At 65.3% G+C, this 14,396-nt stretch carries 14 protein-coding genes; 7 read left to right on the plus strand and 7 right to left on the minus strand.

What is annotated here, in order from left to right; genetic code table 11:
* The first annotated feature begins 100 nt into the window (after positions 1 to 100).
* The gene (locus PU724_RS07355) at positions 101 to 802 is read left to right on the plus strand and encodes a GntR family transcriptional regulator (RefSeq protein ID WP_320320796.1); all 702 of its coding nucleotides are present in this window, start codon (positions 101 to 103) and stop codon (positions 800 to 802) included.
* A gap of 9 nt (positions 803 to 811) precedes the next feature.
* On the opposite strand, the gene PU724_RS07360 is transcribed toward PU724_RS07355, so the two are convergent.
* The 6 genes from PU724_RS07360 to PU724_RS07385 form a co-directional block, all read right to left on the minus strand.
* Complete coding sequence (locus PU724_RS07360; RefSeq protein WP_426213066.1) at positions 812 to 1,840, minus strand: ABC transporter ATP-binding protein; 1,029 nt, start codon at positions 1,838 to 1,840, stop codon at positions 812 to 814.
* Between the two features lie 103 nt (positions 1,841 to 1,943).
* Positions 1,944 to 2,552, minus strand: a complete 609-nt coding sequence (locus tag PU724_RS07365; RefSeq protein ID WP_127311581.1) for a cupin domain-containing protein — start codon at positions 2,550 to 2,552, stop codon at positions 1,944 to 1,946.
* Positions 2,553 to 2,818: 266 nt separating this feature from the next.
* The gene (locus PU724_RS07370) at positions 2,819 to 3,889 is read right to left on the minus strand and encodes an ABC transporter substrate-binding protein (protein ID WP_354421079.1); all 1,071 of its coding nucleotides are present in this window, start codon (positions 3,887 to 3,889) and stop codon (positions 2,819 to 2,821) included.
* A 30-nt stretch (positions 3,890 to 3,919) separates the two neighbouring features.
* Complete coding sequence (locus PU724_RS07375) at positions 3,920 to 4,753, minus strand: ABC transporter permease (protein WP_292170326.1); 834 nt, start codon at positions 4,751 to 4,753, stop codon at positions 3,920 to 3,922.
* Positions 4,750 to 5,637, minus strand: coding sequence for an ABC transporter permease (locus PU724_RS07380; protein ID WP_354421081.1), 888 nt, complete (start codon positions 5,635 to 5,637; stop codon positions 4,750 to 4,752). The genes PU724_RS07375 and PU724_RS07380 overlap by 4 nt, the downstream gene beginning before the upstream one ends.
* A gap of 98 nt (positions 5,638 to 5,735) precedes the next feature.
* Positions 5,736 to 7,016: an NAD(P)/FAD-dependent oxidoreductase gene (locus tag PU724_RS07385; RefSeq protein ID WP_435528288.1), complete on the minus strand. Its 1,281-nt coding sequence runs from the start codon at positions 7,014 to 7,016 to the stop codon at positions 5,736 to 5,738.
* Here PU724_RS07385 and PU724_RS07390 point away from each other — a divergent pair.
* The 3 genes from PU724_RS07390 (at position 6,904) to PU724_RS07400 (ending at position 8,600) form a co-directional block, all read left to right on the plus strand.
* Positions 6,904 to 7,131, plus strand: coding sequence for a hypothetical protein (locus PU724_RS07390; RefSeq protein ID WP_354421085.1), 228 nt, complete (start codon positions 6,904 to 6,906; stop codon positions 7,129 to 7,131). The genes PU724_RS07385 and PU724_RS07390 overlap by 113 nt on opposite strands.
* 71 nt (positions 7,132 to 7,202) lie before the next feature.
* Entirely contained in the window at positions 7,203 to 8,360 is a 1,158-nt protein-coding gene (locus PU724_RS07395; protein WP_354421086.1) for a fumarylacetoacetate hydrolase family protein, read from the plus strand.
* A gap of 105 nt (positions 8,361 to 8,465) precedes the next feature.
* Positions 8,466 to 8,600: a hypothetical protein gene (locus tag PU724_RS07400; RefSeq protein WP_354421088.1), complete on the plus strand. Its 135-nt coding sequence runs from the start codon at positions 8,466 to 8,468 to the stop codon at positions 8,598 to 8,600.
* Between the two features lie 356 nt (positions 8,601 to 8,956).
* On the opposite strand, the gene PU724_RS07405 is transcribed toward PU724_RS07400, so the two are convergent.
* Positions 8,957 to 9,538 (minus strand): TetR/AcrR family transcriptional regulator, encoded by a 582-nt coding sequence (locus PU724_RS07405; protein ID WP_354421090.1) that lies wholly within the window; start codon positions 9,536 to 9,538, stop codon positions 8,957 to 8,959.
* A 248-nt stretch (positions 9,539 to 9,786) separates the two neighbouring features.
* On the opposite strand from PU724_RS07405, the gene PU724_RS07410 reads away from it, so the two are divergent.
* From PU724_RS07410 to PU724_RS07420, 3 genes are read left to right on the plus strand one after another with little or no spacing between them, the layout of a single operon-like run.
* Positions 9,787 to 10,044 carry a hypothetical protein gene (locus PU724_RS07410; protein WP_292349124.1) on the plus strand — a complete coding sequence of 86 codons (258 nt, stop codon included), beginning with the start codon at positions 9,787 to 9,789 and terminating at the stop codon, positions 10,042 to 10,044.
* Entirely contained in the window at positions 10,038 to 13,226 is a 3,189-nt protein-coding gene (locus PU724_RS07415; RefSeq protein ID WP_354421093.1) for an efflux RND transporter permease subunit, read from the plus strand. Before PU724_RS07410 ends, PU724_RS07415 begins: the two co-directional genes overlap by 7 nt.
* A gap of 14 nt (positions 13,227 to 13,240) precedes the next feature.
* Entirely contained in the window at positions 13,241 to 14,395 is a 1,155-nt protein-coding gene (locus PU724_RS07420) for an efflux RND transporter periplasmic adaptor subunit (RefSeq protein WP_127393688.1), read from the plus strand.
* Position 14,396: the final 1 nt, after the last annotated feature.

Genomic DNA, 14,396 nt, shown 5'->3' on the forward strand with positions numbered 1-14,396 from the left:
CAAGGCCGGAGCGCTACCCTGCTCGAAACGGTCCTGTTTCAAGCAAGCGCCAAAAGGCTCTAGACTGCGAATCCATGACAGACCGTTGGAGGCGGGACGCTTGAGCAAGGAGAGAAAGAACACGCTGCGCGATTCGGTGTTCGAGAAGCTGAAGGCGCTGATCATCACCGGCCAGATTCCGCCCGGCTCGCGTGTCACGGAAGCCGACATGGCCGAGCGCCTGAAGGTCAGCCGCACACCGGTGCGCGAGGCCTTCAACCGGCTGGAGCGCGACGGCCTGGTCATCGGCCGTCCGCGCCAGGGCTATCTGGTCGCCGAGTTCAATCTCACCATGTTCCGCGAGGCCTTCGACATCCGCGAGCTGCTCGACGGGCGCGCGACCGAGCTGGCGGCGGCCAACGCCACCGCCGCCGACAGGACGCGGCTGCGCGCAGTTCTTGCCGAGTGCGAGCGTCTGGCCGCGATCCCCGACCGCAGCACCAGGGAGCAGTTCGAGGAACTGCAGGTCGGTATCGACCTGCATCGCGTGATCGCCGAAATCGGCGGCAACGAGATGCTCTCCGGCATGCTCTGCGGCATACTCGACAAGTGCCAGCAATATGTCTGGACGGAGCTTCTGTGGCTGGACGAGTGGAAGCTCACCCGCGAGGAGCACACCGGCATCGTCGACGCGATCTGCGCCGGTGATGTGGCGCTTGCCGGCGAGCGCGCCCGCGCGCATGTGCGAGGCTCACGCGAGAACATCCTGCGCCTGCTGCAGGCCAAATCCGACTATCAGGGTTTTTTCGCCAGGGCGTCCTGAGGCAAGCGGTCAATTGGAAAGCATAGGGCAGCTGGCGCCCCGGCGCAGGCTGATATGCGCCACGTCGCCGACGCTGAACTGAAAACCGTCGGCGCGTCGCGGCGCATCGATCACCACCCGCATCCCCTGCCCCAGCTCGGCGTGGAGGCGCAGCGTGCGGCCGTGAAAGACAACGCCGCTCACCCGTGCCGGCGCGGTGCCGTCGGCGGCTTCAGTGGTCGCCAACAGGTCCTCGGGACGCACGCCGATGGTGCGCATCTCGCCGGCGGCCGGCATCTCGCCGGTTTCGGATATAGCTTCCAGCGGCAGCTCGCCGGCGGCAAAGCGCAGGCGCTCGCCGTCGCGGCCGACGAAGCGCGACGGCAGGAGGTTCATGGTGCCGATGAAAGAGGCGACGAATTTCGTCGCAGGGCGGTCGTAGAGGGTCGCCGGCGGCGCGATCTGCTCGATGCGGCCCTTGTTCATGACGACGATGCGATCGGAGATCGACAGCGCTTCGGTCTGGTCGTGGGTGACCATGACGAAGGTGGTGCCGAGCCGCGACTGCAGCCGCTTCAGCTCGACCTGCATCTGCTCGCGCAGATGTGCGTCGAGCGCCGACAGCGGCTCGTCGAGCAGCAGCACGCGCGGCTCGCAGACGATGGCGCGGGCGAGCGCGACACGCTGGCGCTGGCCGCCCGAGAGTTCCAGGACGCGGGCGCCGAGCTTGTCGGCGAGGCCGACCATGTCAAGCGCCGCGCCGACGCGTTTCGCCTGCTCGGCGCCTGACAGCTTGCGCAGCGACAGGCCGAAGCCGACATTCTCGGCGACATCCATGTGCGGGAACAGCGCATAGTCCTGGAACACGGTGTTGACCGGACGATCGAAGGGCCGCAGGCCCGTTATGTCGCGGCCCTCGAGCAGAACATTGCCGCTGGTCGGGCTCTCGAAACCGGCGATGACGCGCAGGCTGGTGGTCTTGCCGCAACCGGACGGGCCTAACAAAGTGAGGAACTCACCCGGAGCGATATCCAGGTCGACGGCGTCGAGACCAACCACACCACCCGGAAAGACCTTTGAGACTTTCTGCAGTCGAACTAATGCATCTCGCAATTCCGGACGGAAAACCGTGTCGGGCTTTTCCTGTAATTGCTCTGTCGCATCAGGCGCCATCGCGCACCTCGGAGGGTTTTGTCGTGTTGACCCAGAGGATCTGGCAGCACTCGGCGCCGGGGTTGCGGAAGGCATGCAGAAGCGTGCTCTTGAAGGCAAAGCTGTCGCCGGCCTTCAATCCGTAGGTGGTCGAATCGACCACCAGTTCGACCTCGCCCGTCATCACGAAGCCGAATTCGTGGCCGGCATGGGCGTAGGCTTCCGCCGTGCCGCCGCCGGCCTCGACCGTAACCAGCATGCCGGTGAGCGTGGCCGCTGGCGGCGAGAGCAATGCCTTGGCGATGCCTTCCGACTTGACCGGTATCTGCCGCCGCTTGTCGGCGCGCACGCAATAGAGGTCGTTGACGGCGTCATTGCCGTCGGCGATCAGCGCAGACGGTTCGATGTCGAGCGCGGCGGCCAGCGGCCAGATCACCTTGACACGCAGCGAGGACATGCCTCGCTCGATCTGGCTGAGCGCGCCGATCGAAATGCCGGCCTTTGCCGCAAGCTCGGCCAGCGACAGCTTGCGCTCCAGCCTCAGCGCCCGCACGCGCCGGCCGACGCGCACATCGGCATCGTCCTTCGACCTTTCGGCGGCTTCGTCAAAAACGTCCATGCGTTCGTCCTCGTTGCAGTACTTTGGCCAGCCAATAGAGCCGGTTCTGGTCTTACCGGCGTTGGCGCCGCCCCTCATCGCCCTGCCGGGCACTTCTCCCCGTATAGTGACGGGGAGAAGGGGGCTGAACGCAGCGTCGCCCCTCTTCCTGCAGCAACAGCGGCGATTTGCGAAAGCGGCGATGACAGCGCCCCTCTCCCCGTCACTATACGGGGAGAGGATGCCGGCAGGCAGGTGAGGGGCAGCACCGGTTTTGGCAATGGCGCTCAACCCCCGGCCTTCACCTTCTCGAACATCTTGGCGACGTCGTCGTTCTGCTTCATCGGCCCAGTAAAGATGGTGGTCTTCAGCATCTCGTCCGGATCCGACGGCAGTTGCAGCTTTTCCAGCTCGTCCTTCGCCACGCCGGCGAAAGCGGTGCTCAGCGAACTGCCGTAGCCATAGGACTGGATCAGATACTTACCGGAGTCGGCGTCGAGCCGGCTGTTGATGAAGTCATAGGCGAGATCGACGTTCTTGGCGTCCTTCAGCATGACGAAGCCGCAGGACCAGGTCAGCATGCCCTCCTTCGGCTTCATGAACTCGACCGGCACGCCCTGCTTCTTCAGCGAGGTGGCCGACGCGTTCCAGGTCATGGCGGCGACCAGCTGGCCGCTTGCCAGCGCCTGTTCGACCGAGGTCATGTCGGTGGTGTAGCTGGACAGCAGCGGCCGCTGCTCGCGCAGCTTCTCCGCCACCTTGTCCATCTGCTCCGGGGTCATGTCGAAGGGGTTCACGCCGGCGAGCAGTGCGGCGACGATCGGCGTGTCATGCACGGCGTCGATGGTCGCCATGCGACCGGCATACTGCTTGTCCCACAGAAGGTTCCAGCTCGCCTCGGGGTTCTTCACCAGATCGGTGCGGTAGAGGATCGAGGTGTTGCCCCAGTCCCACGGCACCATCCAGACCTTGCCGTCGCCGGCCTGGATGTCGGGCAGGTTCTTGAACACCGGGAAGATCGAATCCCAGTTCTTGATGCGCTTGGTGTCGATCGGCTGCAGCAGGCCTTCCTTGTTCCAGCGCGCCACCTTGTCATAGCAGGGGTGCGCGATGTCCGGCCGGAAGCCGGCCTTGACCTTGGTGAAGGCGTCGTCGTCGTCGCCGAAGATCGAGGCCTCGACGCCGTCCGGATGGGCCGCGAGGAAGCTCTTGTTGAAGTCGGGCAGTTCGTAGCCCGACCAGGTGAAATACTGCAGCTTGTCGGCGGCAAAGGCGACGGTCGACGACAGCGCGAGCGCCAGGGCCGCAAGGCCGGCGCGGGTCTTGTGTCCGGTGATCGATTTCAGCTGGAATGTCATTTTCGTTCTCCTCTCTTTCTTTGTTGTGGTTCAGGCAGGTTTGGCGGCGGCTGGCCGACGCGCAGCGCCAAGGCCGCGGTGGCGCAGGATTTCGGCTGAGCCGGCGATGATGAAGGATACGGCCAGGATCACCGTGCCCAGCGCCATGACAGTCGGCAGCGAGCGCGGGAAGCGCAGCTGGCTCCAGATGTAGAGCGGCAGCGTCGGCTCGGTGCCGGCGAGGAAGAAGACGACGATGAACTCGTCGAAGGAGATGAGGAAGGCAAGCATGAAGGCCGACAGCACGGCCGGCGCACTCAGCGGCAGCATGACGCGCCGGAACGTCGTCCAGTCGGAGGCGCCGAGATCGAGCGCCGCCTCGCGGATGGTTTTGGGAATAGCGGCGAAGCGGCTGCGCATCACCACCACCGTCGTCGGCAGCGCGACAAGGATGTGCCCAAGCACGATCGAAACGCGCGACGGGCCGAGGCCGATGAGATTGACCAGGATCAGCAGCGATATGCCGACGATGACGCCGGGGATCAGGATCGGCAGCCGGGCGATGGCGCTGATCGTGGCGGCGAGCGGCGAGCGGCCGTAGAGATCCATATAGGACACGGTGATGCCGCAGAGCGTGGCGCCGGTGGCTGCAACCGTGGCGATGACGAGGCTGTTGGCGAGCGCGCCCGACAGCACCGGATTGCCATAGAGCGTCTCGTACCATTCAAGCGTGAAGCCCTGCAGCGGAAACGCAGCCTGGATGGAATTGTTGAAGGAAAACAGCGGGATCAGCAGCACCGGCAGATAGAGGAAGACCAGATAGCCAAGCACATAGAGGCCGAGCCAGCGGCCGCCCTTGTTGATGTCGGTGCGCGCCGCGCTCATGTGCGGCTGCCAAATCTGCGGTCGGCGCCGCGCGCGACCAGCACCACGCACAGGATGACCAGCATGACGCAGACGGAAAGTGCGGCGCCGAACGGCCAGTCATTGGCCTTGCCGAACTGCGACTGGATCAGCGTGCCGATCATGGTGCTGGCCGGGCCGCCGACCATCGCCGGCGTGACGTAGTCGCCGACCGTCGGCACGAAGACGACAAGGGCCGCCGCCAGCACGCCCGGCATCGAATTCGGCAGCACGACGCGGCGGAACGCCGTGAACGGACGGGCGCCGAGATCGGAAGCGGCTTCGAGCAGCGATTTCGGGATCGTGTCCAGCGCGACATAGATCGGCAGGATGGCAAAGGGCGCGTAGGCGTGGGCAAGCGTGACCACGACCGCCGCCGGCGTGTTGAGGAAGGCCAGCGTCGGCTCCGACCAGATGCCGCTTTCGATGAAGGCCGAGTTGAGCACGCCATTATAGGCAAGCACGATCTTCCAGGCGAAGACGCGCAAAAGATAGCTGGTCCAGAATGGCAGCGTGACCAGGAAGAGCAGCAGGCCGCGGCGCCGCCCGGCATGGAAGGCGAGATAGTAGGCGACCGGATAGGCTGTCACCACCGTCGCCAGCGTCACCAGACCGGCGATGACCAGCGAGCGCAGCGTCACCGTCCAGTAGAGCGGATCGGTGGCCACGGTGACGAAGTTCGCGGCGGTCAGGCCAACGCCGAGCAGCGAGCCGTCATTGCCGCGGAAGGCAAGGAAGATCACCAGTCCGAGAGCGAACAGGATCAGGAAGAAGGTGACCAGCCCGCCCGGCAGCAGCATGGCGAAGCGGAACGCCGGCGAAGTGCGGGTTTCCGGCAATGGCTGACTTGCTGCAATGGCCGACATCGATCTGCCCGTCGGATTTATGAAATCGACTTAGATTTTTTCAGATTTGTGAAACTGTCAAGCTGAATCGCGAGAATGACGGAATGTGCTCGGCGAAATCAGCGCTCCAACGCGTCGAGCATCCGGTACCAGGCGATCGTCGCGGCAACGCCGACCTGCCGGAAGGCATGGAACGGGATCGGCCGGATCGGCGACAACGGGAACGGCAGTTGCCGCGCGTCGCCGCTCGCCAGGTAGCCTGCCATGCGCTTGCCGAGCGCGCTCATCAGGCCGACGCCCCTGCCCTGGCAGCCGGCAACGGCAAGCAGGCCCTTTTCGGGCTCGTGGATATGCGGCAGGTGATCCGGCGTCATCGCCACCCGGCCGAACCAGCGTTTCTCGATCGCGATGCCGGCAAGCGCCGGATAGAGACGGATCAGGGCGCGTTCCAGATGCGCCCAGTCCGCGGCGCTGGAGGGCAGCGCCATGCGGCCGCGCCCGCCCAGCACAAGCCGGTCGTCCGCGCTTCTACGGTAGTAGACGAGGATGCGGCGCGAATCCGACACCGCCTGCCCGCCCGGCAGGATGCCGGCGCCGATATCGGCCGGTAGCGGCGCAGTGGCAATCTGGAAGGAGTGCAGCGGCACGATCGTCCGCGCGAGGCCAGGCAGAAGGCCATCGGTGTAGGCGTTGGTGGCGAGCACGACCGCCTTCGCCCGCACCTCCGTGCCGCTCTCGGTCAAGACGCGCCAGAGACCGGTGTCCTTGCGCAGCTTCACCACCTTCTGCCCTTCGGCGATCCCTGCGCCAGCGGCAGCGGTGACCCGCGCCAACTCCAGCGTATAGGCCAGCGGATCGACGACGCCGGCGCGGCGGTCGAGCCAGCCGCCGAGATAGCCCTTGGCGCCGGTCATGGCCGCGATCTCGGCCTGGCTTAGCAGTTCGACGTCGGCGCCGCGCGCCCGCCACTGGCGATCCCGGTTTGCTGCCGCAGTCAAAGCGGTTTCGGTGTGCGCAGCCTGGATCCAGCCGTTGCGGGTGAACGGCACCGCCAGCTTCTCGTCGCGGATCAGGTCGAACACCGCATCCGCGGTCGAGGCGGCAAAATTGACCAGCGCCTCGCCACGCTCCTTGCCGAAATGCTCGACCAGCCATTCCGGATCGTATTTCAGTCCGGGGATGACCTGACCGCCATTGAGACCCGAGGCACCCACGCCGATCGCTCCGGCGTCCAGCACCTGGACGGCAAGGCCCTGCCGCGCGGCATGGAGCGCGGTGGAGAGGCCCATGATCCCGCCGCCGACGACGACGACGTCAACTGCGCCGACCGCCGGTTGCGGCTGGAACGCGGACACCGTTTTGGGCCTCTGCCAGATCGGGTCGGAAAACGGCTTGGGCAAGGAACACCTGGAAATGCAATGGGCGCGTGAAAATCGTATTGCCGATTTCATGGATTTGAAAGTCGCTTCGATTGTGCCAGCCGGCCCGTGGCTGCGGATAGTGGCACACAAATGATCCCATCGGCGGGATGGACGTCTGGACAAAATCCGGGGAAAGTGCCCGCCGCAAACGAAAGGACCGATGCCATGACCGACCCGACCCGCCTGCCCGCCGACGGAATTTTCATCGGGCGAGCGAGGACCAGCGAGGCGGCCCATCCGCAGGTGGTCGCGGTGCGCGACGGCACGGTCTTCGACATCACGTCGAGCGCGGCTCCAACCGTGCGCGACCTCTGCGAGTTGCCCGACCCGGCCGGCTATGTCCGCTCCGCCAAGGGCAAGCTGATCGGCGCGCTTGAAGACATCGCCACCAACAGTTTCGAGGCAGAGCGCGACGCGAAGAAGCCGTTCCTGCTCTCCCCCGCCGACCTGCAGGCGGTGAAGGCTTCCGGCGTCACCTTCGTCGTCAGCCTGCTCGAGCGCGTCATCGAAGAACAAGCGCGCGGCTCGGCGGAGAAGGCCGATGCCATCCGCGCCGACATTGCCGGCCTGATCGGCCACGATCTGTCGAAGCTGAAGCCCGGCTCGCCGGAAGCGATGGAGATCAAGGCCAAGCTGATTTCGCGCGGCGCCTGGTCGCAATATCTGGAGGTGGGCATTGGTCCGGACGCCGAAATCTTCACCAAATGCCAGCCGATGGCCTCAGTCGGCTTCGGCGCCGATGTCGGCCTGCATCCCGTCTCCACCTGGAACAATCCGGAGCCGGAGATCGCAATGATCGCCGACAGCACCGGCCGCATTGTCGGCGCCACGCTCGGCAACGACGTCAATTTGCGCGACGTCGAGGGGCGCTCGGCGCTGCTCTTGGGCAAGGCCAAGGACAACAACGCGTCCGCAGCGCTCGGTCCCTTCATCCGGCTGTTCGACGAGACCTTTTCCATCGCCGACGTGAAGCGCGCCACGGTGCGCCTCAGCGTCGAGGGCGAGGACGGGTTCGCTCTGGAGGGCGCAAGCTCGATGGCCGAGATCAGCCGCTCGCCGGAGGAGCTGGTCAAGGCAGCGATGGGGCCGCATCACCAGTATCCGGACGGGCTGGCGCTCTATCTCGGCACCATGTTCGTACCGTCGAAGGATCGCGGCGAGAAGGGCAAGGGCTTCACCCACAAGGTCGGCGACATCGTCACCATCTCGTCGGAGAAGCTCGGCGCGCTGGTCAACCGCGTGCGCCTGTCACCGGATTGCCCGCACTGGACCTATGGCGCCAGCCATCTGATGCGCGACCTCGCCAGGGCCGGCCTAATCTGACAACCCTGCAAGAACCGGCCTTCATCAACACAATTTTATGTTGAGGCCCGGTGACTGCCGGCGCGATCCGTTCCAAGATCGCGGCGCGGTCGGGGGGCCGCCGACATGTCCGATTCGCCGCTGATCTCCGCGCGCAACGTCGCCAAACGCTTGGGCGGCTTCGTCGTACTGGTCGACTGGCTGGGCAGGATCTGGCGCGGCCGGCGCGCGGAACTCAGGCAGAACGGTTCGCGCGGCTGAGCCTCGCTCGACTACCCTCATCTCGCCCAAACTAGGCCGCGGCTGATTTCAAAGAAAACATTCCGGTTCAATAGGTTAGCGAGCCGCAACAAGGCTGCTTTATCCAGATTTGTCGGATGATTGGCAAACGGTGCGGCAATTCTGCACATCAGCTATGCAAGTTTCATGGTTGCCGAATCGTTAAGCAATCAGTAGATATCCGGGTGTCGGCCGTCTCCTCCTCCCAGATGTGATGCCGACGGTGAATGCGGTACACCTCCTCCCGTGCCGCATTCGAAATCGAGCCCGCTGCCTCCTCCTCCCGGCAGCGGGCTTTTTTTGTTCCGGCCGTTGCGGTCTGGAGACGGGCGCCGCTGTCAGCGCGCCCTGAAGGACGCGATCAGCCCTTCCGCCATGCGCACGAACTGCGCGCTCGGACCCTCGGCGCCGACGCTCTGCATCGAGACGCGCGCGCCTTCGAGCAGCAGCGACAGCGTATCGGCAAGAAGCTCCGCCTGGCCGACGCCGGCATCGCGGCAAAGGCTGACCAGGCGTTCGCGCTGGGCTTCCTTCAGCTCCTTGATGACGCGCCTGGCCGGATGATCGGTCTCGCTGAGCTCGACGGCGGCATTGGCCATGTCGCAGCCGCGGCTGTCGGCAGTGAGCATCTCGGAGACCTTGCGGACCCAGGCGTGCAGTTGCGCCAGCTTGTCGCCCGGGTGCTCGGCCTCGAATGCGTCCCATATCGCGGCAGCCTTCGCCGCGGTGGCGCGCAGGCATTCGATGATCAGGTCGTCCTTGGATTCGAAGTGACGGTAGAGCGTCATCTTGTTGGTGCCGGCGGCCTCGGTGATGGCGTCGACGCCAACACCCTTGATGCCGTGCTTGTGGAACATGTCCTGCGCCGTCACCAGGATCCGATCCCGGGGGCGAGAGCGCTCCACGACGCCGTCTGCCATCATGATCTCCTTTCGTTTCCAAAAAACCCTCGGCCACCTCTTGACTAGGGTGTTACCGGTCTGTAACTTCCAGAATGTTACTTACTGGTAACACCTATGTCTCTCCGCGTCAACGACAAGACCCGCCGATCGGTCCTGCCAGAGTGAGATAGGGCCAGAAACCTGCCTGTCATGCGGCTTCGGCCGGTGAAGACGAGAAAACGGTTCGCGATCATTTGGATGCGGACCGCAAGCAAGGAGCCGCTCCTATGCAGAAGCGCAAAGACCTGACGATCGACGAGGCCATCCGGGATCCGATGATCCGGCTGGTGATGATGGCGGATCGGGTCGATCCGCGCAGCTTCGAGGCGATGCTGCGTTCGAAGGCGGCCACGCAGGCGCCGGACCGCAAGGCGCTGCCGCGTTTCCTGGAAGATTCAGGCGCGGCGCGGAGCCGGCAGCTGTCCAGGATCGCCAACGCGTTTGGTGAGGCAAAAGCATTCAACGAGGCCTGCGTGTCATGGTGAACTTCTTCGTCCAGCGCCCGATCTTCGCATCGGCGATCGCCATCATCATGATGCTCGCGGGTGCGATCGCGTATTTCCTGCTGCCGGTCTCGCAGTTCCCCGACATCACGCCGCCGCAGGTGGTGGTCAGCGCCCACTATCCGGGCGCCAGCGCGCAGGTCGTGGCCGACACCGTGACCACGCCGCTCGAGCAGCAGATCAACGGCGTGCAGGGCATGACCTATATGTCGTCGACGAGCTCGAACGACGGCTCCTCGACCATCACCATCACCTTCGATGTCGGCTATCCGCTGAGCACCGCCGCCGTCGACGTCCAGAACCGCGTCTCGCAGGCCGCATCCTCGCTGCCGGCGATCGTCAACCAAAGCGGCGTGACGATCAAGAAGCAGAACCCCAATTTCGTGCTCATCGTCGACCTCACCTCGCCGGACGGCTCGGTCGATCCGGTGGCGCTGAGCAACCTCGCCTATCTGCAGGTGGTCGATCCGCTGAAGCGCCTGCCCGGCGTCGGCGACGTGCAGATCTTCGGCGAGCGGCGCTATTCGATGCGCGTCTGGCTCGATCCCGACAAGCTGGCCAATCTCGGCATCACCGCCGTCGACGTGCAGAACGCGATCGCCGAACAGAACGTGCAGGTGGCGGCCGGCAAGATCGGCCAGTCGCCGGCGCCTGCCGGCACCGCTTTCGAGATGCAGGTCAACGCCGTCGGCCGCCTGAGCGACCCGAAGGAATTCGGCGAAATCGTCGTGCGCGCCGACCCCGCGAACGGCTCGCTGGTGCGCTTGCGCGACGTCGCGCGCATCGAGCTCGGCGCATTGCAGTATTCCTCCTCCGCCTTCTTCGGCAAGGACCCGACGGTGGTGCTCGCCGTCTACCAGATGCCGGGCTCCAACGCGCTCGACCTGCAGCAGCGGGTCAAGGACAAGATGCAGGAGCTGTCGGCGCGCTTCCCGAAAGGCGTCAAATACGGGATGCACTACGATACGACGCGCTTCGTGTCGGCCTCGATGCATGACGTGCTGATCACGCTCGGCGAGGCGCTGGTGCTGGTCGTGGCGGTGGTGTTCATCTTCCTGCAAAGCTGGCGCACCACCATCATCCCGACCATCGCCATCCCGGTGTCGCTGATCGCGACGCTGGCGGTGATGTACATGCTGGGCTTCTCGCTCAACATGCTGTCGCTGCTCGGCATGGTGCTGGCGATCGGCCTCGTCGTCGACGACGCGATCGTGGTGGTGGAAAATGTCGAGCGACAACTCGAGGCCGGGCTCAAACCGCTGGCAGCCACGCGCGCGGCGATGGCGGAAGTGACGGGACCGATCATCGCCACCACCGCGGTGCTGATGGCGGTGTTCATTCCGGTCGCCTTCATCCCCGGCGTCTCGGGCAAGCTCTACAACCAGTTTGCGCTCACCGTGGCGATCTCTGTCGGCATCTCGGCTTTCAACTCGCTGACGCTGAGCCCGGCGCTGAGTGCCGCATTCCTGCGCCATCGCGGCGAGACGCAGTTCTTCTTGTTCCGCTGGTTCAATGCCGGCTTCGACTGGCTGTCGCATGCCTATGCGCACGGCGTGCGCATCCTGATCAGGCTGCGCTGGATCATGCTCGGCCTGTTCGCGGCCGGTCTCGTCGCGACCTATTTCGTCTGGCAGAAATTGCCCTCGACCTTCCTCCCCGTCGAGGATCAGGGCTATTTCTTCGTCGTCATCCAGCTGCCCGACGGCGCCTCGCTGGAGCGCACCGACGCGGTGGCCGAGAAGGCGCGCGACATCCTGCAGAACACGCCCGGCGTCGACATCGTCGGATCGATCAGCGGCCTCAACTTCCTGACCAGCGCGGCGCAGTCGAACTCGGCGGTGGAGTTCGCCATCCTGAAGCCATGGGACGAGCGCGGCCCGGAGCAGAGCGCCTCCAAGCTCGTCGAGCAGGTGCGCGGCAAGCTGCTGCAAATGCCGGAAGCCTTCGCGCTGTCCTTCGACCCGCCTTCGATCCCGGGCCTCGGCACCACCGGCGGCTTCGAGTTCCAGGTCGAGGACCTGTCCGGGCGCGGAAGTGCCGCGCTGAACGACGTCACCCAGGCTTTGCTCGCCGAGGCGCGCAAGCAGCCCGAGCTCAATCCGCAGCAGCTGTTCTCGTCCTTCTCGACCTCGACGCCGCAGTTCAACTACGACCTCGACCGCAGCAAGGCGAAGCTCCTCGGCCTCAACCTGCCCGACGTGTTCAACACGCTGCAGATCTATCTCGGCTCGCTCTACGTCAACGACTTCAACCTGTTCGGCCGCACCTTCCGGGTGACGATCCAGGCCGACAAGGATGCGCGCGCCGATGCGACCGACATCTCGCGGCTCTATGTGCGCAATTCGTCGGGCGGCATGGTGCCGCTGAGCACGCTGGGCAAACTGGTGCCGATCGTCGGGCCCGAGACGGTGCCCCACTACAACAACAATGCGTCGGCCCTGATCAATGGCGGCGCCGCCCCCGGCTTCTCGTCCGGACAGGCGGTGGCGGCGATGGAACGCGCCGCGGCAAATGTCCTGCCCAGGGATTTCGGCTATGAGTGGACCGGCATCACCTATCAGGAGCTCAAGGCAGGCTCGATCGCCTCGATCGTGTTCGGCCTGGCAATCGTCTTCGTCTTCCTGATCCTGGCGGCGCAGTATGAAAGCTGGGCAATGCCGTTCATGGTGCTGCTCGCCGTGCCGCTCGCCTTGTTCGGCGCCTTCGCAGTGCTGTTGCTGCGCGGCATGCAGATCGACGTCTACTCGCAGATCGGCTTCGTCATGCTGATCGGCCTGGCGGCGAAGAACGCGATCCTGATCGTCGAGTTCGCAAGGCGACGGCGCGAGGAAGGCCTCAGCATCGTCGAGGCGGCGATGGAAGCCGCGCGGCTGAGGCTCAGGCCGATCCTGATGACGGCCTTTGCCTTCATCCTCGGCGTGCTGCCGCTGATGTACGCCACCGGCGCGGGTGCGGCCAGCCGCCAGTCGATCGGCACCACCGTCTTCGGCGGCATGGTGGCGGCGACGGTGCTGTCGCTGGTGTTCGTGCCGGTGTTCTACGCGGTGATCGAGCAGCTGCGCGAGCGCCGTGAGCGGAGCGAACCCGCCGCGGAACATGAACAAGAGCATATTGAACCGACTGCCGAGCCGGCGCCCCTGCGCCTGGCTGAAGCGGCCGAATAGGATTGGAGACCAAAATGCGTAAATGGAAAATCGCTTTGGGAACGGCCGTGGCGCTCGGCGCAATTTCGATGGCCAGCGTCCATCTGCTCGACATGGGCAGCTTGAGCCTCAATGCCGGCACGGCGGGCGCGGCGCCCGCGCCGGCGGCCTTCGTGATGCCGGTGCCGGTGGTGAACGTCGTCAAGAAGACCATCCCGATCTATCTCGACTATGCCGCGCGCGTCGAGTCGATCCGCAGCATCACGCTGCAGGCCCGCGTGCCCGGCTACCTGCAGGAGCAGGCTGCCGCCGACGGCAGCGACGTCAAGCAGGGCGACCTGCTCTACCGGATCGCGCCGCAGGACTATCAGGCCGCACTCGACCAGGCGCAGGCCGAGATCGAGCGTGACACGGCGACGCTCGACTACGCGCGCTCCAATCTCGGTCGCGGCACCGAGCTCGCCAAGAGCGGCTACCTCGCCAAGGACAGCTTCGACCAGCGCACCAGCACCTTGCGCGCGGCCGAGGCGGCGCTTGCGGTCGACAGGGCGGCGCTCCGCACCGCCGAGCTCAACCTCGGCTATGCGGAGATCAAGGCGCCGTTCCCGGGGCGCATCGGCCGCAACCAGGCTTCGGTCGGCACGCTGGTCAGCGTCGCCGGCACGGTGCTCAACACGCTGGTGCAGCTCGATCCGATCTACGTCACCTTCAATCCGAGCGAGACGGATCTGGTTGAGATCGAGGCGGCCAAGGCGGCCGGCCCGATCGCCGTCGATGTTCTGTTGCCGGGTCAGACGGAACCCAGCCAGAAGGGCGAGCTCACCTTCATCGACAACACGATCGATCATTCGACCGGCACCATCACGGCGCGGGCGACGATCGGCAATGCGAAGTTCTCGTTGCTGCCCGGCCAGTATGTTCGCGTCCGGCTGCATGTGAAGGAGCAGCCCGACACGCTGATGGTCCCGCAGGTGGCGCTCGGCTCCAGCCAGCTCGGCAAGTACCTCTACGTCGTCGGCAAGGGCAATACTGTCGACCAGCGCATGGTGTCGCTCGGCCCGGTCAATGGCGACCAGGTGGCCATCCTGAGCGGCGTCGCCGAGGGCGACCAGGTGATTACCGGCAACCTGCAGAAGATCGGCCCCGGCATGCCCGTCTCGCCGCTGCCGCAACAAAAACCGGCCAGCTGAT

This window comes from Mesorhizobium abyssinicae (assembly GCF_049887195.1).
In the GTDB taxonomy this organism is placed as follows: Bacteria; Pseudomonadota; Alphaproteobacteria; order Rhizobiales; family Rhizobiaceae; genus Mesorhizobium; species Mesorhizobium abyssinicae.